The 21011-nt window shown below is 60.0% G+C and carries 21 protein-coding genes; 9 read left to right on the forward strand and 12 right to left on the reverse strand.

Features of this window, described 5'->3' with window-relative positions; all coding sequences use genetic code 11:
• Positions 1-75: 75 nt before the first annotated feature.
• Both CKW30_RS21560 and CKW30_RS21565 read right to left on the reverse strand, forming a co-directional pair.
• Entirely contained in the window at positions 76-273 is a 198-nt protein-coding gene (locus CKW30_RS21560; RefSeq protein ID WP_003228401.1) for a YbdD/YjiX family protein, read from the reverse strand.
• 15 nt (positions 274-288) lie between these two features.
• The gene (locus tag CKW30_RS21565; protein ID WP_041477781.1) at positions 289-2355 is read right to left on the reverse strand and encodes a carbon starvation CstA family protein; all 2067 of its coding nucleotides are present in this window, start codon (positions 2353-2355) and stop codon (positions 289-291) included.
• A 159-nt stretch (positions 2356-2514) separates the two neighbouring features.
• Here CKW30_RS21565 and CKW30_RS21570 point away from each other — a divergent pair, with 159 nt between their 5' ends.
• Positions 2515-2883 carry a PilZ domain-containing protein gene (locus tag CKW30_RS21570; protein ID WP_041477779.1) on the forward strand — a complete coding sequence of 123 codons (369 nt, stop codon included), beginning with the start codon at positions 2515-2517 and terminating at the stop codon, positions 2881-2883.
• Between the two features lie 166 nt (positions 2884-3049).
• Here the strand turns inward: CKW30_RS21570 and radA are convergent, their stop codons facing one another.
• The 3 genes from radA to katB are packed head-to-tail and all read right to left on the reverse strand — an operon-like array spanning position 3050 to position 6611.
• The gene (radA, locus tag CKW30_RS21575; RefSeq protein WP_095181861.1) at positions 3050-4417 is read right to left on the reverse strand and encodes a DNA repair protein RadA; all 1368 of its coding nucleotides are present in this window, start codon (positions 4415-4417) and stop codon (positions 3050-3052) included.
• 48 nt (positions 4418-4465) lie between these two features.
• A complete protein-coding gene (locus CKW30_RS21580; protein WP_095181862.1) occupies positions 4466-5011 on the reverse strand; it encodes an ankyrin repeat domain-containing protein in 546 nt (181 codons plus the stop codon).
• A gap of 58 nt (positions 5012-5069) precedes the next feature.
• On the reverse strand, positions 5070-6611 hold the full coding sequence (gene katB / locus CKW30_RS21585; protein WP_095181863.1) for a catalase KatB: 1542 nt from the start codon (positions 6609-6611) through the stop codon (positions 5070-5072).
• 285 nt (positions 6612-6896) lie between these two features.
• On the opposite strand from katB, the gene mscL reads away from it, so the two are divergent.
• Positions 6897-7310, forward strand: a complete 414-nt coding sequence (gene mscL, locus CKW30_RS21590; protein WP_024014404.1) for a large-conductance mechanosensitive channel protein MscL — start codon at positions 6897-6899, stop codon at positions 7308-7310.
• A gap of 45 nt (positions 7311-7355) precedes the next feature.
• Here the strand turns inward: mscL and CKW30_RS21595 are convergent, their stop codons facing one another.
• A complete protein-coding gene (locus tag CKW30_RS21595) occupies positions 7356-8132 on the reverse strand; it encodes a ferredoxin--NADP reductase (RefSeq protein WP_095181864.1) in 777 nt (258 codons plus the stop codon).
• Positions 8133-8445: 313 nt separating this feature from the next.
• On the opposite strand from CKW30_RS21595, the gene CKW30_RS21600 reads away from it, so the two are divergent.
• Positions 8446-9156: an autoinducer binding domain-containing protein gene (locus tag CKW30_RS21600; protein ID WP_177434230.1), complete on the forward strand. Its 711-nt coding sequence runs from the start codon at positions 8446-8448 to the stop codon at positions 9154-9156.
• A gap of 174 nt (positions 9157-9330) precedes the next feature.
• Entirely contained in the window at positions 9331-10455 is a 1125-nt protein-coding gene (locus CKW30_RS21610) for a class I SAM-dependent methyltransferase (RefSeq protein ID WP_095181865.1), read from the forward strand.
• Positions 10456-10527: 72 nt separating this feature from the next.
• On the opposite strand, the gene CKW30_RS21615 is transcribed toward CKW30_RS21610, so the two are convergent.
• The 3 genes from CKW30_RS21615 to CKW30_RS21625 form a co-directional block, all read right to left on the reverse strand.
• Positions 10528-10695 carry a DUF2474 domain-containing protein gene (locus tag CKW30_RS21615; protein WP_016773090.1) on the reverse strand — a complete coding sequence of 56 codons (168 nt, stop codon included), beginning with the start codon at positions 10693-10695 and terminating at the stop codon, positions 10528-10530.
• Positions 10696-10779: 84 nt separating this feature from the next.
• Entirely contained in the window at positions 10780-11787 is a 1008-nt protein-coding gene (gene cydB, locus CKW30_RS21620) for a cytochrome d ubiquinol oxidase subunit II (RefSeq protein ID WP_024014408.1), read from the reverse strand.
• 3 nt (positions 11788-11790) lie between these two features.
• Entirely contained in the window at positions 11791-13236 is a 1446-nt protein-coding gene (locus CKW30_RS21625; protein WP_095181866.1) for a cytochrome ubiquinol oxidase subunit I, read from the reverse strand.
• 470 nt (positions 13237-13706) lie between these two features.
• Here CKW30_RS21625 and CKW30_RS21630 point away from each other — a divergent pair, with 470 nt between their 5' ends.
• Positions 13707-14942 carry an MFS transporter gene (locus tag CKW30_RS21630; RefSeq protein WP_095181867.1) on the forward strand — a complete coding sequence of 412 codons (1236 nt, stop codon included), beginning with the start codon at positions 13707-13709 and terminating at the stop codon, positions 14940-14942.
• Positions 14943-14947: 5 nt separating this feature from the next.
• Here the strand turns inward: CKW30_RS21630 and CKW30_RS21635 are convergent, their stop codons facing one another.
• Together CKW30_RS21635 and CKW30_RS21640 are read right to left on the reverse strand one after the other, a co-directional pair.
• Positions 14948-15499: a DJ-1 family glyoxalase III gene (locus tag CKW30_RS21635; protein ID WP_095181868.1), complete on the reverse strand. Its 552-nt coding sequence runs from the start codon at positions 15497-15499 to the stop codon at positions 14948-14950.
• A gap of 67 nt (positions 15500-15566) precedes the next feature.
• Positions 15567-16013, reverse strand: coding sequence for a DUF4879 domain-containing protein (locus tag CKW30_RS21640; protein WP_095181869.1), 447 nt, complete (start codon positions 16011-16013; stop codon positions 15567-15569).
• 220 nt (positions 16014-16233) lie between these two features.
• On the opposite strand from CKW30_RS21640, the gene CKW30_RS21645 reads away from it, so the two are divergent.
• From CKW30_RS21645 to CKW30_RS21660, 4 genes are all read left to right on the forward strand, one after another.
• A complete protein-coding gene (locus tag CKW30_RS21645; RefSeq protein ID WP_016773083.1) occupies positions 16234-17529 on the forward strand; it encodes an NCS2 family permease in 1296 nt (431 codons plus the stop codon).
• Positions 17526-18605, forward strand: coding sequence for a tRNA (uridine(54)-C5)-methyltransferase TrmA (gene trmA / locus CKW30_RS21650; protein ID WP_095181870.1), 1080 nt, complete (start codon positions 17526-17528; stop codon positions 18603-18605). The genes CKW30_RS21645 and trmA overlap by 4 nt, the downstream gene beginning before the upstream one ends.
• A gap of 270 nt (positions 18606-18875) precedes the next feature.
• Positions 18876-19316 carry a type II 3-dehydroquinate dehydratase gene (gene aroQ, locus CKW30_RS21655; protein WP_041477760.1) on the forward strand — a complete coding sequence of 147 codons (441 nt, stop codon included), beginning with the start codon at positions 18876-18878 and terminating at the stop codon, positions 19314-19316.
• 5 nt (positions 19317-19321) lie between these two features.
• Positions 19322-20176 (forward strand): shikimate dehydrogenase, encoded by an 855-nt coding sequence (locus CKW30_RS21660; protein WP_095181871.1) that lies wholly within the window; start codon positions 19322-19324, stop codon positions 20174-20176.
• Positions 20177-20294: 118 nt separating this feature from the next.
• On the opposite strand, the gene CKW30_RS21665 is transcribed toward CKW30_RS21660, so the two are convergent.
• The gene (locus tag CKW30_RS21665) at positions 20295-20972 is read right to left on the reverse strand and encodes a TetR/AcrR family transcriptional regulator (RefSeq protein ID WP_016773079.1); all 678 of its coding nucleotides are present in this window, start codon (positions 20970-20972) and stop codon (positions 20295-20297) included.
• Positions 20973-21011 lie beyond the last annotated feature (39 nt).

Here is a 21011-nt window from a genome sequence, read left to right on the forward strand (position 1 = left end):
CTTCATCAACTGACACTCCGTATTCGCGAGCAGGCTCGCTCCCACAGGGGATTACCTCAACCGCAGGCTATCAGCTCAACAACACTTCGGCCCACCCTTGCCACCGTAACGGGCTTCCTGACGTTCGCGAAAGAACATCTCGTAGCTCATCACCGGTTTGTCCGGGTGTTTGGTTTGCATATGCTCGACGTAGGTGTCGTAGTCGGGCATGCCGACCATCAGGCGCGCGGCCTGACCGAGGTATTTACCGAGGCGACTCAGGTCATTGAACATGCTGCAATCCTCTGGTTACGCATCCGGCAGGGCCTGGAATGGCGATTCTTTATCCGTACGCTCTTTCTTGCCCCAGGCGGCGATGCCGACCTTGAGCGCATAGAACAGGATGCTGAAGACCACGAACAGGAACAGCGCGGTGAGTGTGGCGTTGGTGTAGGCGTTGAAGATCACGTGCTGCATCTGCTCGACGCTTTTCGCCGGCGCCAGCACCTGACCGTTGGCCAGCGCATCGCTGTACTTCTTGGCCAGGGACAGGAAGCCGATCGCCGGGTTGGCGTCGAACAGCTTGATGAAGCCAGCAGTGGTGGTGCAGATCAACAGCCAGGTGGCCGGCAACAGGGTGACCCAGATGTAGCGCTGGCGCTTCATCTTGATCAGGACCACGGTGCCGAGCATCAGCGCGATACCGGCGAGCATCTGGTTGGAGATGCCGAACAATGGCCACAGGGTGTTGATGCCGCCCAGTGGATCGATCACGCCCTGATACAGCAACCAGCCCCACATCGCCACACAACCGGCGGTGGCGATCAGGTTGGCGGTCCACGATTCGGTGCGCTTCAGCGCCGGTACGAAGGAGCCGAGCAGATCCTGCAGCATGAAACGCCCGGCACGGGTACCGGCGTCCACAGCGGTGAGGATGAACAGCGCTTCGAACAGGATCGCGAAGTGGTACCAGAACGCCATGGTGTTTTCACCCGGCAGGACACTGTGCAGGATCTGCGCGATCCCGACCGCCAGGGTCGGCGCACCACCGGCGCGGGCCAGAATGGTGGTTTCGCCGATATCATGGGCAACCGCTTGCAGCGCCTCCGGCGTAATCGCGAAGCCCCAGCTGGTGACCATTTGCGCCACTGACGCCGCATCACTGCCGACCACGGCGGCCGGGCTGTTCATGGCGAAGTACACGCCTGGCTCGATCACCGAAGCGGCAACCATGGCCATGATCGCTACGAACGATTCCATCAGCATGCCGCCGTAACCGATGTAGCGGGCGTTGGTTTCGTTATCCAGCAGCTTCGGCGTGGTGCCCGACGAAATCAACGCGTGGAAACCGGAAACCGCACCGCAAGCGATGGTGATGAACAGGAACGGGAACAGACCGCCCTTCCACACCGGCCCGGTGCCGTCGACGAACTGGGTCAGCGCCGGCATTTTCAGCTCGGGCATGGTCACCAGAATACCGATCGCCAGGGCGACGATGGTGCCGATCTTGAGGAAGGTCGACAGATAGTCACGCGGCGCCAGAATCAGCCAGACCGGCAGCGACGCGGCGACAAAACCGTAACCGACCAGCATCCAGGTAATCTGCACACCGGTGAAAGTGAAGGCTTTGGCCCATACCGGATCGGCAGCAATCTGCCCGCCCAGCCAGATCGAGCCGAGCAGCAGCAACACACCGACCACGGAGATCTCGCCGATGCGGCCCGGGCGGATGTAGCGCATGTAAATGCCCATGAACATCGCGATCGGGATGGTCGCCATCACGGTGAAGATGCCCCACGGGCTCTCGGCGAGGGCCTTGACCACGATCAGCGCCAGCACCGCGAGAATGATGATCATGATCAGGAAGCAGCCGAACAGTGCGATGGTCCCGGGAATCCGGCCCATCTCTTCACGCACCATGTCGCCCAGGGAACGGCCGTTGCGTCGGGTCGACATGAACAGGACCATGAAGTCCTGCACCGCGCCCGCCAGCACCACACCGGCAATCAGCCAGAGTGTGCCGGGCAGATACCCCATCTGCGCCGCCAGCACCGGACCGACCAGCGGCCCCGCGCCAGCGATGGCCGCGAAGTGGTGACCGAAAAGAATGTGTTTGTTGGTCGGCACGTAGTCCAGACCATCGTTGTTGAGCACGGCGGGGGTGGCCCGACGCGGATCCAGTTGCATCACGTTGTTGGCGATGAACAGACTGTAGTAACGGTACGCAACCAGATAAATGGCCACGGCAGCGACCACAATCCACAAGGCGTTGATCGCCTCGCCGCGGCGCAATGCCACTACGCCCAGGGCGCACGCTCCTACGATTGCCAGCACGAGCCAGGGTAAGTGGCGCAGCAGGCTATTATTATTTTTCATTTTATTATTCCAGCCAGGGTGGACAAGAAAGACAGCCACCCCGAGTTTAGCGCTTACGGCGCCAAAGGCCATACCCCGACATAGGTCTAGACGCTTGAGCGATTGGCTGGCGCCCGCATTCGCGGTCTATAGTCAGCGAACCTTCATGAGGATTGCGCCATGAGCGAGCACCCCGCCAATCGACGTCGTTTCAAACGTATTGCGTTCGATGCCCGAACCGAGCTGAAACAGGGCGAGTACATCTGGCCGGTCAAGTTGATCGACCTGTCGCTCAAGGGCCTGCTGATCGAGCGACCGGAGCCGTGGCTTGGAGATAAAGAGCAGGACTTCCTAGTCGACATTCATTTGAGCGAAGACGTCGATATCGAAATGGACGTGCATCTGGCCCACGAGGAAAACGGCCACTTGGGGTTCATCTGCCGGCACATCAGCCTGGAATCAATCCAGCGCCTGCGCCGCTTGATCGAGTTGAATCTGGCGGATGAGGCAGAACTGGAGCGCGAACTGGGTGCGCTGATCGAAATCTAGCCCCCCCAATCCCAATTTGGAATGCCCTGTGGTGAGGGGATCTATGGGGTGAGGGGACTTATGTGGCGAGGGGATTTATCCCCGTTGGGGCGCGCAGCGGCCCTGAAAAACGGGTCTGCTGCGCAGCCCAACGGGGATAAATCCCCTCACCACATAGGTTCGGCGTTCACTCAAACAGTGCGTCGAGCGCTTGTTCGAGACGGGTCACGGCAATGATCTGCAACCCCGCCGGCGATTCCTTCGGAGCATTACCCTTCGGCACGATCGCGCGTTTGAAACCGTGCTTGGCCGCTTCTTTCAGCCGCTCCTGCCCGCTCGGCACCGGGCGCACTTCGCCAGACAGGCCGACTTCGCCGAACACCAGCAGATCATGCGGTAACGGCCGATTGCGCAGACTCGACATCACCGCCGCCATCAACGCCAGATCCGACGCTGTCTCCAGCACCTTCACGCCACCGACCACGTTGAGGAACACGTCCTGATCGTGGGTCGGAATCCCGCCGTGGCGGTGCAGCACCGCGAGCAACATCGCCAGACGGTTCTGATCCAGCCCCAGCGTCACCCGACGCGGGTTGGCCAGATGGCTGTCATCGACCAGCGCCTGCACTTCCACCAGCATCGGTCGGGTGCCTTCCCACGTCGCCATGACCACACTGCCCGGGACTTCTTCCTGGGCGCGGGTGAGAAAAATCGCCGATGGGTTGGAGACTTCTTTCAGGCCCTTGTCGGTCATGCCGAACACGCCCAATTCGTTGACCGCCCCGAAACGGTTCTTCACCGCGCGCAGCAGACGTAGACGACCATCGGATTCACCTTCGAAATACAGCACGGTATCGACCATGTGTTCCAGAACACGCGGACCGGCCAAGGCGCCCTCTTTGGTGACGTGGCCGACGAGGAAGATCGCCGTGCCGCTCTGTTTGGCGTAACGCACCAGCAGCGCCGCACTTTCACGCACCTGCGACACGCCGCCCGGCGCCGATTGCAGCTGTTCGGTGAAGATGGTCTGGATCGAGTCGATCACCATCACCTTGGGCTTTTCCTGGCGGGCGGTGGCAATGATGGTTTCGATGCAGGTTTCGGTCATCACCCGCAGTTGATCCTGCGGCAGGCCGAGACGGCGGGCGCGCATCGCCACCTGCTGCTGGGATTCCTCACCAGTGACGTACAGCGCCGGCATGCTTTTGGCCAGATTGCACAGGGTTTGCAACAGAATGGTCGATTTGCCGATCCCCGGATCACCGCCGATCAGCACAACCGAGCCATCGACCAGACCACCGCCGAGCACGCGGTCGAGCTCACCGGAGGCGGTGGAAAAACGTGGAATCTCTTCGATGCTGACTTCGGCGAGCGTCTTGATCTGCGCCTGCTGGCCAGCCCAACCGGTGCGCCCGGTAGGTGCCGTGGCGCCGCCGCTTTCGATCATGGTTTCGGTCAGGGTGTTCCAGGCACCGCACTCGCCGCACTGCCCGGCCCACTTGGGAAAGGTTGCGCCGCACTCGGTGCAGCCGTACATGCGCTTGGCCTTGGCCATCAGAACCCCCCGGAACAAAAGACGCGATGATAACGCAGCCACCGCCGATCAGCGCGGCGCAGCAGTACGGATTTCGCCGCTGGCCAGACGTGCGGCGCTGTTGCCCAGCGGATCCTCGGCATTGAGGTCGGCGCCTCTGGCTTTCAACGCATCAAGCAATTCCAGACGCTTGAACAGCCCGGCGTACATCGCCGCTGTCTGTCCGGCGCCATTACGCTGGTCGGGGCTGCAATCGCTGGCCATCAGTCGCCGGGCGATCTGTAATTCGCCTTTGAATATCGCGCCCATCAGCGCCGTGTTACCGCGTTGGTCCTGGGCACAGGCATCTGCGCCAGCGGCGAGCAGGCGCTCAACCGCCGGCGCCTGACCGTGATAGGCCGCCAGGATCAGCGCGGTGTAACCCTTGCTGTCGCGGGTATCGAGGGAATAGCCAGACTCGATAAAGGTCTCGAGCATCGGCACATCACCCCGGCGGGCGGCGTCGAAGTAGTAATCCTGCAACTGCGCCTTGACCGCCTCGGGACTTTGCTCGACCGGTGCCGCCCACGCGCTGAACGACAGGCACCCGGCCAGGCATAAAAGAAAAACACGCATCGGGCTCTCCTTGAGCGCACGCGAGGCCGCACAGGCCCTCGCGTGCGCCGCATGGCTATCAGTCGGTCAGTTTCGCCGCCAGTGCTTTCACACGGCTGAGGTCGCCCTTGGCCACTTCGGTCACACCGCTGCCGTACTCAGGGTCGGCCTTGTACAGGAACGACAGGATGATGTGCTTGCTCTCGTCATCAGTGGTGGCCAGTGAGCCGCCGAAGCTGTCGATCAGGTCGCGGCGTTCCTGCTTGCTGTACGAGCGATACAGATCACCGGCCTGCTTGAAGTTCTGCTCACGCTGGATCTTCGCCTGCTGGGTGCTGCCCGCCAGCGCCGACTGGCTGTAACGCGCCGCTGGCGTTTCTTCACGCTGTTGCAGGCGGCTTGGCTGGTAGTTGACGCCGGACTGGCTGGCGCCGAAATTCATCGCACCATCCTGATTGCCATTGTTCACTGCGGTTTTCGGTGCGTTGATCGGCAATTGCAAAGCGTTGGCGCCGAGGCGATACATCTGCGTATCGGCATAAGAGAACACTCGGCCCTGCAACAAGCGGTCTTCCGAAGGTTCGATACCCGGAACTACGTTGGCTGGAGCCATGGCAACTTGTTCGGTTTCCTGGAAGACATTGGCCGGATTACGGTTCAGGACCATTTGTCCAACTTTGCGCTCGGCAATACCCGGCCAGATCTTGGTTGCATCCAGTGGATCGAAATCAAACTTGGACAAATCCTGTGGCTTGAGAACCTGCACGTACAAGTCCCACTTCGGAAAGTTGCCCTTGTTGATATTACTCACCAAGTCGTTGGTCATATGACTGTAATCCTGACCCTGAACTTCGCTGACTTGTTTTGGCGTGAGATTCTTGATGCCTTGCAGACTCTTCCAGTGAAACTTCACGTAGTGAACTTCATTCTTGGCATTGATCAGCTTATAGGCATGAACACCATTGCCATCCATCTCCCGGTAACTGGCCGGAGTGCCGTAGTTGGAATACAACTCGGTCAGCGTGCGGGTGGCTTCCGGTACATGGGAGAAGAAATCGAACCGGCGCGAATCGTCATCGAGGTTGGTGCGCGGATCGGGCTTGAAGGCGTGGACCATGTCCGGGAATTTGATCGCATCACGGATGAAGAAGGTCGGGAAGTTGTTGCCGACCAGATCCCAATTGCCGTCAGCGGTATAGAACTTGGTGGCGAAACCGCGCGGGTCACGCAGGGTTTCCGGGGAGTGGTTGCCATGCACCACCGCCGAGAAACGCACGAATACCGGCGTGCTCTGGCCTGCGGCGAACACCTTGGCCTTGCTCAGGTCGCTGAGGTCATCGGTCACGGTGAAGGTGCCGTGAGCGCCGGTGCCGCGTGCGTGTACGACGCGCTCGGGGATGCGTTCACGATCGAAGCGCTGCAGCTTCTGGATCAGTTGCACATCCTGCAGCAGCACCGGGCCGTTGGCGCCGGCAGTTTGCGAGTTCTGATTGTCACCGACTGCCGCGCCGTTATCGCGGGTCAGCGGAGCGGCGTTGACCGAGAAGGTCAGCAGCCCGGCAGTCAGTACGCCGAAGGTGCGGCGGAAGGGAAAAGCCCCCAGTCCAGGAGTGGATGTCATATCAGGTTCCTCTGGTTTTATTGGGCGCATCCAGGTGCGCCACACCAAGGCTAGAGGCCTGTGCCGCAGAACATAAATAGAAAGAACGTAACACCATGATTGAAGAAATTGGCTTTCCCGTCAGCGGGTTAGCGCGTATTCCGCGCGCGATTGCTGGCAATTTGCAAACTAATCGTCAATCGATGTGTCGATAAAAACGGGCATTGTAAGAAGGTGTTTCGCGCAGGAGGCGTTTCGCTGATTTACACTGCCAACACCAAACTCATCTGTAACAAGGAAATAACTATGGGCGTGCTTAGCGAGTTCAAGGCCTTCGCGGTCAAAGGCAATGTGGTCGACATGGCCGTCGGTATCATCATCGGCGCGGCGTTTGGCAAAATCGTTTCGTCGTTTGTCGGCGACGTGATCATGCCGCCGATTGGCCTGTTGATCGGTGGGGTGGACTTCAGTGATCTGGCTGTCACGCTCAAAGCAGCCCAGGGCGATGCGCCCGCAGTGGTGCTGGCTTACGGCAAATTCCTGCAGACGGTGCTGGATTTCGTGATTGTCGCTTTCGCGATTTTCATGGGTGTCAAAGCCATCAACCGCCTCAAGCGCGAAGAAGCTGTAGCACCGACCGCGCCGCCGATCCCGAGCAAGGAAGAGCAACTGCTGGGCGAAATTCGCGACCTGCTCAAGGCGCAGAACGAGCGGCCCTGAGGCATTCGGTAGTCATCAAAACGGCACCCGCGGGTGCCGTTTTCGTTACCAGTAATTTTCCACCGCAACCTGCCCCGGCTTGCGCGTGAGGCTCAGGCGCATGTCGCGCTGCTTGAGCAAGGCGCGGGTGTCGTCGATCATCTGCGGGTTGCCGCACAACATCACACGCGAATGCTCTGGCGAGAGCTCAACGCCCGCCGCGCGTTCCAGTTCGCCGTTTTCAATCAGCGTAGTAATCCGGCCCTGCAGCGCGCCTGGATGCGCTTCGCGGGTCACAGTGGGGATGAATTGCAGCTTGTGGGCGTATTCGCTCAGATAGTCCCGTTGCGCCAACCCGGCGATCAACTCCTGATAAGCCAGTTCCCGCGCCTCCCGCACGCTGTAGACCAGAATGATCCGCTCGAATTTCTCCCAGACCTCGAAGTCCTGCAGGATCGACAGAAACGGTGCCACCCCGGTGCCGGTGGACAGTAACCACAGGTCTCGGCCATCGACAAAGCGATCCAGCGTCAGGTAGCCGAACGCCTGGCGTTCTACCATCAAGCTGTCGCCGACCTGGAGCCGGCTCAGCTCACTGGTGAATTCGCCGCCCGGCACGACGATGGAAAAGAACTCGAGAAACTCGTCGAACGGCGACGACACCATCGAATAGGCGCGCCAGACCATGCTCCCATCGGCCTTGGTGACGCCCAGCCGGGCGAACTGGCCGGCACGGAAGCGAAAGCCGGGGTCGCGGCTGGTGCGCAGCGTGAACAGGTTCGGCGTCAACGGTTGCACATCGAGCAAGGTCTGGGTGGTGTACTTCTCGGCACTGGCAGTCATGAGGCACTCCTTGAAACGATTGCCTATAGTGTCCCGCAAAACCGCGCTGCCAAACACCTGCCAACGGTAATGATATTGACAGAATCAGCGCTGCACATTCGATGTGATGTCAATTTTAGATCTAGAGTAATAACTTTAAGATGGCAGTTAAAATATAACAGCGCGTATTGCTAAGAACACTTTATAAAAAACATCAAAGTTTCAATCTCGAAAAAATGTAAGGCGTTTCGCAGGAAAGATCCTACACTTCGATTCGTGCCGGATCTTTTGGATCCATTCCGCACCCCGATATCAAGATACAGAGGCAAAGTTCATGGAAACGTGGAAGGAATCACAATTGAAACAACTGACATTTGCCAAAGGCATTGAAGCGGCGTACCCGATACTGCTGAGATTTGCCGAGAACCTGGGCTTTAACTACTGTGCAATAGCAGTGACGTCCCCTCACCGTGATGTCCATCTGAATGCCTTGCAAATCAATAACTATCCGAAAGAATGGAACATCCAGTACAACAAAGAGAACTTCCGCAATATTGATCCGGTAATAGCGCATTGCAATCACTCAATATTACCCATCGTCTGGGAAGAAAGAGTCTTCAACAATGCACCCGAGTTGTGGCAGGCGTTGAAACAGAATGGGCTGCAGCATGGCTGGTCGCAGGCCTTTCATGACGAAACCAGCGGTTTGTGCAGCATCATCAGTCTGGCTCGAACCCACTGCCCGATCAGCCCGCTCGAACTGTATGAGCATTACGGTTATCTGTTTTTTGCCAACCGACACTTCAGTGACCTGTATGCCCGCACCGTTCCCACACCGGCCAAACCCAGCAAACCGAGGCTATCGTCCCGGGAACTGGAGATCATGAAATTGTCCGCCATGGGAAAGACCGCTCACGATATCTCGAGAATCCTCAGCCTGAGCGAACGCACCGTTAACTATCATGTGCAAAACGTCATCGAAAAATTCAACGTCTGCAACAAGATTTCCGCAGTGATTGCCGCCGCTCGTGCCGGGATTATCTGACTGACGAGCGATATCGCACGGTAATCCTGCGAGTATTTACGCGCAAAAAAACGTACCATTCAGGCCTTTCCGAGTGATGACGCAACCTGCTTGCATCGCAGTCCACTCGGTCGGATCCCGTCGCACCATCTGCCGGCAACGGGATATCTGCCGAATATCCTGAGTCCCCGCCCCATGCCCTTGCTCGAAACGCCTTTCGCCCAGCTCGACCTGATCCGCCAGCCTGAACAGCAGAATGAACCGCTGCAAGCCTTCGATGCGGCGGACGAATACCTGCTCAATCATCTCGCCAGCGAACAACCTCAGAGCAGCACCCGCGTGCTGGTGCTCAATGACAGCTTTGGCGCCTTGGCGATCAGCCTGCTGGGCAAGGTCGAGGTGAGCAGCAGCGGCGACTCGTTCCTCGGTTTCGTCGGGCTGGAAAAGAATCTGCTGCGCAATGGCCAGGCGTTCGACGCGATTCGTCCGGTTCCGGCCAGTGAGCCCTTGGTCGGGCCGTTTGACCGGGTGCTGATCCGCGTTCCCAAGACGCTGGCGCTACTGGAAGAACAGTTGATCCGCCTGCAAGGGCAACTCGCTCCGGGCGCGCAAGTGATCGCCGCCGCCATGGTCAAGCATCTGCCGCGCGCTGCCGGCGATCTGCTCGAGCGCTACATTGGCCCGGTGCAGGCGTCGCTGGCCGTGAAGAAAGCCCGACTGCTGATCGCCACGCCTGAAACCAAAGCGCTCGCCACATCGCCCTATCCGACTCGCTATCGCCTCGACGAACCGGCAATCGAACTGCTCAACCACGCCAATGTGTTCTGCCGCGAAGGCCTCGACATCGGCACTCGCGCGTTTCTGCCGCATCTGCCAAAGAACCTTGGCCACGCGCGAGTCGCCGATCTCGGTTGCGGCAACGGTGTTCTGGCAATCGCCAGCGCCTTGCAGAACCCGGATGCGCATTACACGCTGGTCGACGAATCGTTCATGGCGGTGCAATCGGCTGCCGAGAACTGGCGCGCGGCATTGGGCGATCGCGAAGTGATCGTGCGCGCTGGCGATGGTCTGGCCGGGCAGGCGCCGCAGTCGCTGGACGTGGTGCTGTGCAACCCACCGTTCCATCAGCAACAGGTGGTCGGCGATTTCCTCGCCTGGCGCATGTTCCAGCAGGCGCGCGAGGCGCTGGTGGTCGGCGGTGCGCTGTACATTGTCGGCAATCGGCATCTGGGCTATCACAGCAAACTGGCGCGCTTGTTTCGTGGCGTCGAGCAAGTGGCGGCCACGCCGAAATTCGTCATCCTCAAAGCGCGCAAATAAATCTGCGGCATAAAAAAACCCTCCGTGAGGAGGGTCGCAAGTCCATACCCGAAGGCGCCGGGACGGGATATTTCAGTGGGTGGTCAAACCTGCGGCATTCATGAACATGCGCATCAGGCTGGCGGCGATGAATAACACGCCGACACTGCCAACCCAGATCAGGGCCAACCAGCCGAGCCGCTGCCACAGCGGCTTTTTTTCGGCTTCTTCAATGTCGTGCAGGGAATGTTTGCCGGTCATTGCATCGATCTCCGTTAAGCCAAGGCGTCACTGCGGACGCCTTCGCGAGCAGGCTCGCTCCCACAGGGCAAGCCCAGCATTGGATTAGTGGTAACCGTCTTCATGGGTCACCTTGCCGCGGAACACGTAGTAGCTCCAGAAGGTATACCCCAGGATGAACGGGATGATGAACAACGTGCCGACCAGCATGAAGCCCTGACTTTGCGGCGGCGCGGCGGCGTCCCAGATCGAGATCGACGGTGGCACGATGTTCGGCCACAGGCTGATGCCCAAGCCACTGTAGCCGAGGAAGATCAGCACCAGGGTCAGCAGGAACGGCGTGTAGTTGGCGTTACGTGCCACCGCGCGGATCAGGCCGTACAAGGTGACCAGCACCAGAATCGGCACCGGCATGAACCAGAACAGATTCGGCATGCTGAACCAGCGTGAGGCGATTTCCGGATGCGACAGTGGCGTCCACAGGCTGACGACACCAATCACTGCCAACAGGACGAACGCCAGCGGTCGCGCCAGATCATGCATTTGTTCCTGCAACTTGCCTTCGGTTTTCATGATCAGCCAGGTACAGCCGAGTAAGGCATAGGCCACCACCAGCGCCGCGCCGCAGAACAGCGTGAACGGTGTCAGCCAGTCCAGTGAACCTCCAGCGAACTGGCGATTGACCACCGGCAGACCATCGATGAACGCTCCCAGCGCCACGCCCTGAAAGAACGTCGCCGCGATCGAACCACCGATGAATGCCTTGTCCCACAGGTGACGTTTTTCATCCTTCGCCTTGAAGCGGAACTCGAAGGCCACACCGCGAAAGATCAGGCCCATGAGCATGAAGATCAGCGGCAGGTACAGCGCCGACAACACCACCGAATAGGCCAGCGGGAAGGCGCCGAACAACGCCGCGCCACCCAGCACCAGCCAGGTTTCGTTGCCGTCCCAGACCGGGGCGACGGTGTTCATCATCACGTCGCGATCGGTCTTGCCGGGTACGAACGGGAAGAGAATGCCGATGCCCAGGTCGAAGCCGTCCATGACCACGTACATCATGATGCCGAAGATGATGATCACGGCCCAGATCAGCGGAAGATCGATACCCATGAGTCAAATCTCCTTGGTCAAGCGAGTGTTGTCTTCGTGCTCGCCCTCGGCCGGATCATCGGCTGCGGACAACGGACGCGCCGGGGTGCGTTTCTTGCCTGGACCACCGTCCGGCGTTGCGCTGCCTTCGCTGATCTTCGGCCCTTTGCGCACCAGGCGCATCATGTAGCCGAGACCGGCGCCGAACAGCGCGAAATACACCACGACGAACATGATCAGGGTGATGCTCATCTGCATGAAGCTGTGGTTGGACGAAGCATCTGCGGTGCGCATCAGGCCATAGACCACCCACGGTTGACGACCGATTTCCGTGGTGAACCACCCGGCGAGAATCGCGATCAGGCCGGACGGCCCCATCCACAAGGCCAGACGCAGGAACGGCCGCGAGGTATACAGCGAGTCGCGTTTGCGCAGCCACAGACTCCACAAACCGGTGAAGATCATCAGGAAACCGAGGCCGACCATGATCCGGAACGACCAGAACACGATGGTCGAATTCGGCCGGTCTTCCGGTGGGAATTCCTTCAGCGCCGGTACTTGTTTATCCAGCGAGTGGGTGAGGATCAGGCTGCCGAGGTAGGGAATCTCCACAGCGAACTTGGTGCGCTCTTCTTTCATGTCCGGCCAGCCGAACAGGATCAGCGGCGTCGCTTCGTCGCCATGGTTTTCCCAGTGGCCTTCGATCGCAGCGATTTTCGCTGGCTGATGCTTGAGCGTGTTGAGGCCGTGGAAGTCGCCGATCACCGCTTGAATCGGCGCGACGATCAATGCCATCCACATGGCCATCGACAGCATGGTGCGGATCGCCGGGTTGTCTCTGCCGCGCAGCAGGTGCCAGGCCGCCGACGAGCCGACGAAGAACGCCGTCGCGACGAACGCGGCCGTGGCCATGTGCATCAGCCGGTAAGGGAATGACGGGTTGAAGATGATTGCCAGCCAGTCGGTGGGGATCACCTGACCGTTGACGATTTCAAAGCCTTGCGGGGTCTGCATCCAGCTGTTGGAGGCGAGAATCCAGAAGGTCGAAATCAGCGTGCCGATCGCTACCATCACCGTCGAGAAGAAGTGCAGGCCGCGCCCGACCTTGTTCCAGCCGAACAGCATGACGCCAAGGAAACCGGCCTCAAGGAAGAACGCGGTGAGCACTTCATAGGTCAGCAACGGCCCGGTGACGGCACCGGCGAAGTCGGAAAAACGACTCCAGTTGGTGCCGAACTGATAAGCCATGACCAGCCCGGAAACCACGCCCATGCCGAAGTTGACGGCAAAAATCTTCGACCAGAAATGGTAGAGATCGCGGTAGGTGTCGTTGCGGGTCTTCAGCCACAAGCCTTCGAGCACCGCCAGGTAACTCGCCAGGCCAATCGTGATGGCCGGGAACAGAATGTGGAACGAGATGGTGAACGCGAACTGAATTCGGGCGAGATCGAGAGCCTCTAAACCGAACATATGGCTTCCTCTGTCAGGTAATACGGGTAGCTGGCCCGGAGGCCTGCACCACTGCCCCCACGGATATGGAGTGCGGCGAATTCGGATTCGTTCTTTTTTTGCAACCATCGCAACGCAGGGAGTCTGGCCAAATGGCCGCCAGATCAGTTCCGGTCGGGGTCTTGATCTGGATCAAGCAACGTTGAAAGAGTAGTCCCATTTTTACCAATGAACTGCGTGGTGGTTTGCCGCGTGACAAGTTGCCTCACTCCCCTGTGGCGAGGGGATTTATCCCCGTTCGGCTGCGCAGCAGTCGTCGCTTCCAGCTTTTGGGGCCGCTGCGCGACCCAACGGGGATAAATCCCCTCACCACAGGGTTGATTGTCAGCATGAAAGATCGATGTCTGGCTAACTGAATTGCATCTCGTAGCAACTTCCTGTTACAGACTGGTGATAATCTCGCCGTTCACTCGCCCAAGACCTGCCTTCAGATGCCCATTCAAGAGCCCCTGCTGTTACGTCACCATCGTCCATTCATGGCCTTTTGGCTGGCGCGGATTTTCACCGCCAGCGGTTTCCAGATGCTCACCGTCGCGATCGGCTGGAACCTGTATCAGCTGACTGGCAACGTGCTGGATCTGGGCCTGGTCGGTCTGGTCGAATTCGCCCCGCGCGTGCTGTTCATGCTGCACACCGGGCACGTTGCCGATCGCTATGATCGGCGCAAGGTCGCCGCGCTTTGCCAGTCGTTGCAGGCACTGATTGCCTTGGCGCTGGCTATCGGCAGCGCCACCGATCACGTCACCCGCGAGATGATTTTCATCCTCGCCTTCCTGCTCGGCGCCGCCCGTTCGTTCGAGATGCCGACGACTCAGGCCTTGCTGCCGAGCATCGTCCCCAGTGCGCTTTTCCCCCGTGCGGTTGCCGCCGCGCAATCGGCGCAGCAGTCGGCCACTATCGTCGCTCCGGCTCTTGGCGGTTTGCTCTATGCGTTCGGCAGCGTCTGGGTCTACGGCCCGACCGTGCTGCTGTACGTGATCGCCTGCGCGCTGATGCTCAACCTGCCGGCACGCCAGACGCCATTGAATAAAGGCAAAGCCACGCTGGACTCGCTGCTGGCGGGAATTCGCTTCATCCGCAGCCGTCCGGACATCCTCGGAGCGATCTCGCTGGACCTGTTCGCCGTGTTGCTCGGTGGCGCCACGGCGTTGCTGCCGGTATTCGCCAAGGACATTCTGCTGACCGGCCCGTGGGGCCTTGGCCTGTTGCGCTCGGCGCCGGCGGTGGGTGCGTTGCTGATGTCGCTGTTTCTGGCGCGATTTGCCGTGGAACGCAATGTCGGCCGGGTGATGTTCACCGCCGTCGGCATCTTCGGCGTCGCTACCATCGCGTTCGGCCTGTCGACCTCGTTCTGGTTCTCGCTGGCGGTGCTGGTGGTGCTCGGCGCAGCGGACATGATCAGCATGGTCATCCGCGCCTCGTTCGTACAACTGGAAACCCCCGACGAAATGCGCGGCCGGGTCAGTGCGGTCAACGGCCTGTTCATCGGCGCATCGAACCAGTTGGGCGAATTCGAATCCGGCCTCACCGCCCACTGGTTCGGCACCGTGCCGGCCGTGGTGATGGGCGGGATCGGCACGCTGGTGGTAACGGGGACGTGGATCAAACTGTTTCCGACGTTGGCGAGTCGGGATCGGATGCATGTGCCGGTGGAAGAGAAGGCCTGAATCCTTCAGGCCATCAACTCCCCCGCCACCCTCGCCCGCAACGCCTTGCCACCAAGCTGCTCGACCAGGGCCAAGGCAAATTCCAGCGCCGCGCCCGAGCCTTGGGCCGTGATGCAGTTGCCGTCGACCACCACCGCTTGATCAACAAACGTACAGCCTGATAGTTGATGGCTGGCGCCGGGCAGGCAGGTCATGCGTCGCTGGCGCAGCACGCCTGATGCTTGCAGGGCGACAGCCGGAGCTTCGCCGATGGCGGCGAACAGGCGGCCGGCGCTGGCTTGGTCCTTGAGCAATTGCTGCAAGGGCTGATGCGCCGCCAGATGCCGGGAACCGACGGCACCGCCCGGCAGGACAATCAGGTCGAAACTCTGCGCCAGCACATCGACCAGCATGCCGTCGGCAGTCAGCCGGGTGCCGCGCGCGCAGGTCAGCATGCGCCGGCCTTCGATACTGGCGGCAACCACTTCGATACCGGCACGGCGCAGCACGTCGATCAGGGTCACGCTTTGCAAATCGTCGATGCCCTCGGCGAGGGCAATCAGGGCTCTGGAAGTCATGGGCGCTTTCCGCTGGATAGTCAGTCAAGCGTAGTCAGCTTTGTCCCACCCTGTTCGCAGACAGCCGTTACTTGATGTAAAGCTGGGTCGAAAGCGTGTTGCGCGGAGCGTTGATCGAGGTGTTGCTGAAGTTGAAGGTGCCTTCCTGTTTGCCGGCCAGATCGAAGGTATAAAGAGAGCCGACGGTTTTGCTGCCGGGGGTGCATTCGGTGAGGTTGCCATTATCGAAGGCGCACACCGGACCTCGGGTGCCGTTGACCTCGAAGCCATCCAGCGTCACGTGTGGCTGGTTCTGGCCATAGCCGACTTCCAGCACGAAGACTTTGATATTCGGCCCGCTGTGATTGCATTGGGTTTGCGGCTGGTTATCGGCAATATCTTCCAGGCCGCAGGACGGTGACTGCACTTTGATCACCTTCACCTCGGAGAGTGGCGGCGCCGATGCCGCGAACGCCGGAGCTGTCACCAGTAGTGCTGCAATCCATCCGAAAATCCTGATCCAACCGTTGCGCATGCCTGCCCACTCCAAAAAATCAGCGCGCAGTATGGCGCAGTTGTCGGCTGCGCAAAACTTCGCCGACGATCGACACCAACATCCGCCAAATTCCTCACGCGGCTGGTATGATGCGCGGCTTTTTCCGGCCCACGACAATTTTCCAGGCGCTTGCGACGGTCTGTGCTTTGCTGTTGAGGTCGATACATTCACGGCGCCACGCGCGCCACGGGGAGCAGACATGCTGGAAAGGCTGTTTCAACTCAAGGCACACAACACCAACGTGCGCACCGAAATTCTTGCGGGCGTCACGACTTTCCTGGCCATGGCTTACATTCTGTTCGTCAACCCGAGCATCCTCGGCGAGACCGGCATGGACAAAGGCGCGATCTTTGTCGCCACCTGTCTGGCGGCTGCAATCGGCTCGACCGTGATGGGCCTGATCGCCAACTACCCGATCGCTCTCGCTCCGGGCATGGGCCTGAACGCCTTCTTTACCTACACCGTGGTGCTGCACATGGGCCACACCTGGCAAGTGGCGCTGGGTGCGGTGTTCATTTCCGCCGTGCTGTTCTTTCTGCTGTCGATCTTCCGCATCCGTGAATGGATCATCAACGCCATTCCGCTGCCACTGCGCTCGGCGATTGCCGCGGGTATCGGCCTGTTCTTGGCACTGATCGCCCTGCACAATGCCGGCATCGTGGTCAGCAACCCGGCGACCATGGTCGGCCTCGGCGATCTGACCAAACCGGCGCCGATTCTGGCCACCGTCGGCTTTGCCGTGATCGTCGCCCTCGAAGCGCTGAAAGTGCGTGGCGCGGTGCTGATCGGCATTCTCGCCGTAACCATCGCCTCGATCGTACTGAACGTCACCGAATTCGGCGGCATCATGTCAATGCCGCCGTCGCTGGCGCCAACCTTCCTGCAACTGGACATCAAAGGCGCACTGGACATCGGTCTGGTCAGCGTGATTTTCGCCTTCCTGTTCGTCGACCTGTTCGACAACTCCGGGACCCTGATCGGCGTCGCCAAGCGCGCCGGCCTGATGGGCAAGGACGGCCACATGCCGAAAATGGGCCGCGCGCTGATCGCCGACAGTACGGCGGCCATGGCCGGCTCGCTGCTGGGTACGTCGACCACTACCAGTTACATCGAATCCGCTGCCGGCGTCAGTGCCGGTGGCCGCACAGGCCTGACCGCCATCGTCGTGGCGATCCTGTTTCTGCTGGCGCTGTTCTTCTCGCCCCTGGCGGCCAGCGTTCCGGCATTCGCCACCGCACCAGCGCTGCTGTTCGTCGCCGTGCTGATGACTTCCGGCCTGGCGGAAATAGACTGGGACGACATCACCGTGGCTGCGCCGGTTGTGGTTACCGCGCTGGCCATGCCGTTCACCTATTCGATCGCCAACGGTATCGCCTTCGGCTTCATCGCCTGGACTGCCATCAAGCTGCTGTCCGGCCGTGCCCGTGAGCTGAACCCGGCACTGGTGATTCTGTCGATTCTGTTTGTGATCAAGTTGGGTTGGTTCAACGCATGAGTTTCGATTCCCAAGCCTACGCCGAACAACTCGAAGCCAAGGTCACGCGCTTGCGTGATCTGCTGGCACCGTTCGATGCACCTGCGCCGACGGTGTTTGATTCGCCTCTGCAGAACTTTCGCCTGCGCGCCGAATTCCGCCTGTGGCGCGAGGGCGGCGAACGGCATTACGCGATGTTCTCTCAGGACGACAAACGCACGCCGATCCTCATCGAAGAATTCCCGATTGCCAGTCTGCGCATCAACCAGTTGATGCCGCAGTTGAAGGCCGCGTGGCAAGCCAGTTCGGCGCTGAGCCACAAGCTGTTCCAGGTCGAATTTCTGACCACGCTGGCCGGCGACGCGATGATCACCCTGTGCTATCACCGTCCGCTGGACGAGCACTGGCATGCGGCAGCCACTCAGTTGTCGGCAGATCTCGGCGTGAGCATCATCGGCCGCTCCAAAGGCAAGCGCGAAGTGCTCGGGCAGGACTATGTCGTCGAGAAACTCGAAGTCGGCGGCCGCACCTTCAGCTATCGCCAGCCCGAGGGCGCATTCACCCAGCCCAACGGCACGGTGAACCAGAAGATGCTCAATTGGGCTTACGAAGCGCTGGGCGATCGCAGCGACGATCTGCTCGAGTTGTACTGCGGCAACGGCAACTTCACCCTGCCGCTGGCGACTCGCGTGCGCAAAGTGCTCGCTACCGAAATCAGCAAGACTTCGGTCAACGCGGCCCTGAGCAACCTCAGCGAAAACGCTGTGGATAACGTTACGCTGGTGCGTTTGTCCGCCGAGGAGCTGACCGAAGCGCTCAACGAAGTGCGCCCGTTCCGCCGCCTGCACGGCATCGATCTGAAGAGCTACGAATTCGGCAGCGTCTTCGTCGACCCGCCACGCGCCGGCATGGACCCGGACACCTGCGAACTGACCCGGCGCTTCGACAACATCCTCTACATTTCCTGCAACCCGGACACCCTGGCGGCCAACATCGCCCAGTTGCATGACACCCACCGCATTACCAAGTGCGCATTGTTCGACCAGTTCCCCTGGACCCATCACATGGAATCCGGTGTGCTGCTGACCCGGCGTTGATTGCGGGTAGTTGGTACGAGAAAGCCGTCGTGATTGACGGCTTTTTTGTGGGTGCTCTAAAAGATCGCAGCCTTCGGCAGCTCCTACATGTGGAACGCGGTTATCTGTAGGAGCTGCCGAAGGCTGCGATCTTTTGATCTGTGCGATCACCGAACATAAAACGCCAAGGTCATTTCTGTTCAATTGACCGATGTAACCATCTAGTACATTTTATCTCCACAGGCCGGAACCTCTCGGCCCATGCCAAAAACAATAAGTGGAGTTGCCCCCATGTCCCCTATCGTTCTGGTGCTTAACGGCCCGAACCTGAACCTGCTCGGCACCCGCGAGCCGGCGACTTATGGTCATGAAACCCTGGCCGATATTTCCGCGCTGTGTGGTCGCGCGGCTGACGAGTTCGGTCTGTCCGTGGAATTTCGCCAGACCAATCATGAAGGCGAGCTGCTCGACTGGATTCACGCCGCGCGTGGTCGTTGTGCCGGGATCGTGATCAATCCGGCGGCGTGGACGCATACGTCCGTGGCGATTCGCGATGCACTGGTCGCCAGTGAATTGCCGGTGATCGAGGTGCATCTGTCCAACGTCCACGCCCGTGAGCCGTTTCGTCATCATTCGTTTGTTTCCGGCATCGCCACGGCGGTGATGTGCGGGTTCGGCAGCCATGGCTATCGCCTGGCGCTGGAGCATTTCAGCCAGCGGTTGCAGAGGTAAGAACCATGTCGCGTTCCAAGGTGATACTCGCCGGGCTGATCGGCGCCGGGATTCAGGCTTCACGTACGCCGGCACTGCATGAGCACGAAGGTGATGCGCAGGGCCTGCGTTATCTGTACCAGCTCATCGACCTCGATCAATTGCACCTCGACAGCACGGCCCTGCCCGACTTGCTGCAAGCGGCGGAGCGGATGAATTACACCGGGTTGAACATCACTTTCCCGTGCAAACAGGCGGTCATCCCGCTGCTCGACGAGTTGTCGCCGGAAGCCCGTGGCATCGGCGCGGTGAACACGGTGGTGTTGAAGGACGGCAAGCGTGTCGGCCACAACACCGATTGCCTCGGTTTCGCCGAGGGTTTTCGCCGGGGTCTGACAGACGCTGCCCGTGAACGCGTCGTCCAGATGGGCGCCGGTGGGGCTGGCGCGGCAGTGGCCCACGCGCTGCTCAGCGAAGGCGTACGGCAATTGACGATTTTTGATGTTGATCGCGAGCGCGCGGAAAGTCTGGCGAACAATCTGAATCAACATTTTGGCGCCGGTCGCGCGCAGGCCGGAGCGGATTTGCCCGGGGCGCTGGCGCAGGCCGATGGCCTGGTCAACACCACGCCGATGGGCATGGCCAAGCTGCCGGGTTCACCGGTGCCGGCCGGGTTGCTACGCAAGGCAATGTGGGTCGCGGAGATCGTGTATTTCCCGCTGGAAACCGAACTGCTGCGCGACGCCCGCGCCTTGGGTTGCCGCACGCTGGATGGCGGCAACATGGCGGTGTTTCAGGCGGTGAAGGCGTTTGAACTGTTCAGCGGCGTGGTGCCGGATGTGCAGCGCATGCTCGAGCATTTTCAGAGCATGAATGGCTGAACAACAGGGTAACTCTTGTGGGAGCGAGCCTGCTCGCGAAGGCGTCGATTCAGTCAACGAACAGGGCGACTGACACACCGCTTTCGCGAGCGGGCTCGCTCCCACAGGGGGGATCGAGTCAGGCCTTCAGGTAGCGCAACACCGATTCGCAGATCATCTCGCGGTGGCGCTGCTTGATGGTTTCGTCCGGCAGGTCGATCTGGAAGATTTCTCCCAGCGTGTGGCGGTTCGACACGCGATAGAAGCAGAACGAACTGATCAGCAGGTGCACGTCCAGCGCATCGATGCCACGCCGGAACAAACCTTCGTCCGCGCCTCGTTGCAGAATCCCGCCCAAGGTGTCGAGGATCGTGTTGTTCAGCGCCTTGATCGCATCGGAACGCTTTACGTACTCGGCGTTGTGGATATTTTCGATGCTGACGATGCGCACGAAATCGACGTTGTGGTCATGGTGATCGAAAGTGAATTCCACCAGTCGACGGATCGCCAGCTCAGGCGGCAGTTCGTCCAGGTGCAGGCGGTTTTCCGTGCTGCGGATATCGCCGTAAAGCTTCTCCAGCACCTCGACGTACAACTGCTCCTTGCTGCCGAAATAGTAATAGATCATCCGCTTGGAGGTGTGGATACGCTCGGCAATCGCGTCGACGCGGGCACCGGACAAGCCCTGCTGGACGAACTCGACGATCGCCTCCTGGAGAATGTTTTCACGGGTCTTTTCCGGATTGTTCTTGCGACTCTTGCGCGGCACTGCGTCGGACTCGACAGCAGCGGCGGAAAGTTCTGAATTCATGGTCATCGCGGGCTCACGGCCATCACTGCACAAGCTGGCGATTAT

This window comes from Pseudomonas sp. Irchel 3F6, from assembly GCF_900187595.1.
Lineage (GTDB): Bacteria > Pseudomonadota > Gammaproteobacteria > Pseudomonadales > Pseudomonadaceae > Aquipseudomonas > Aquipseudomonas siliginis.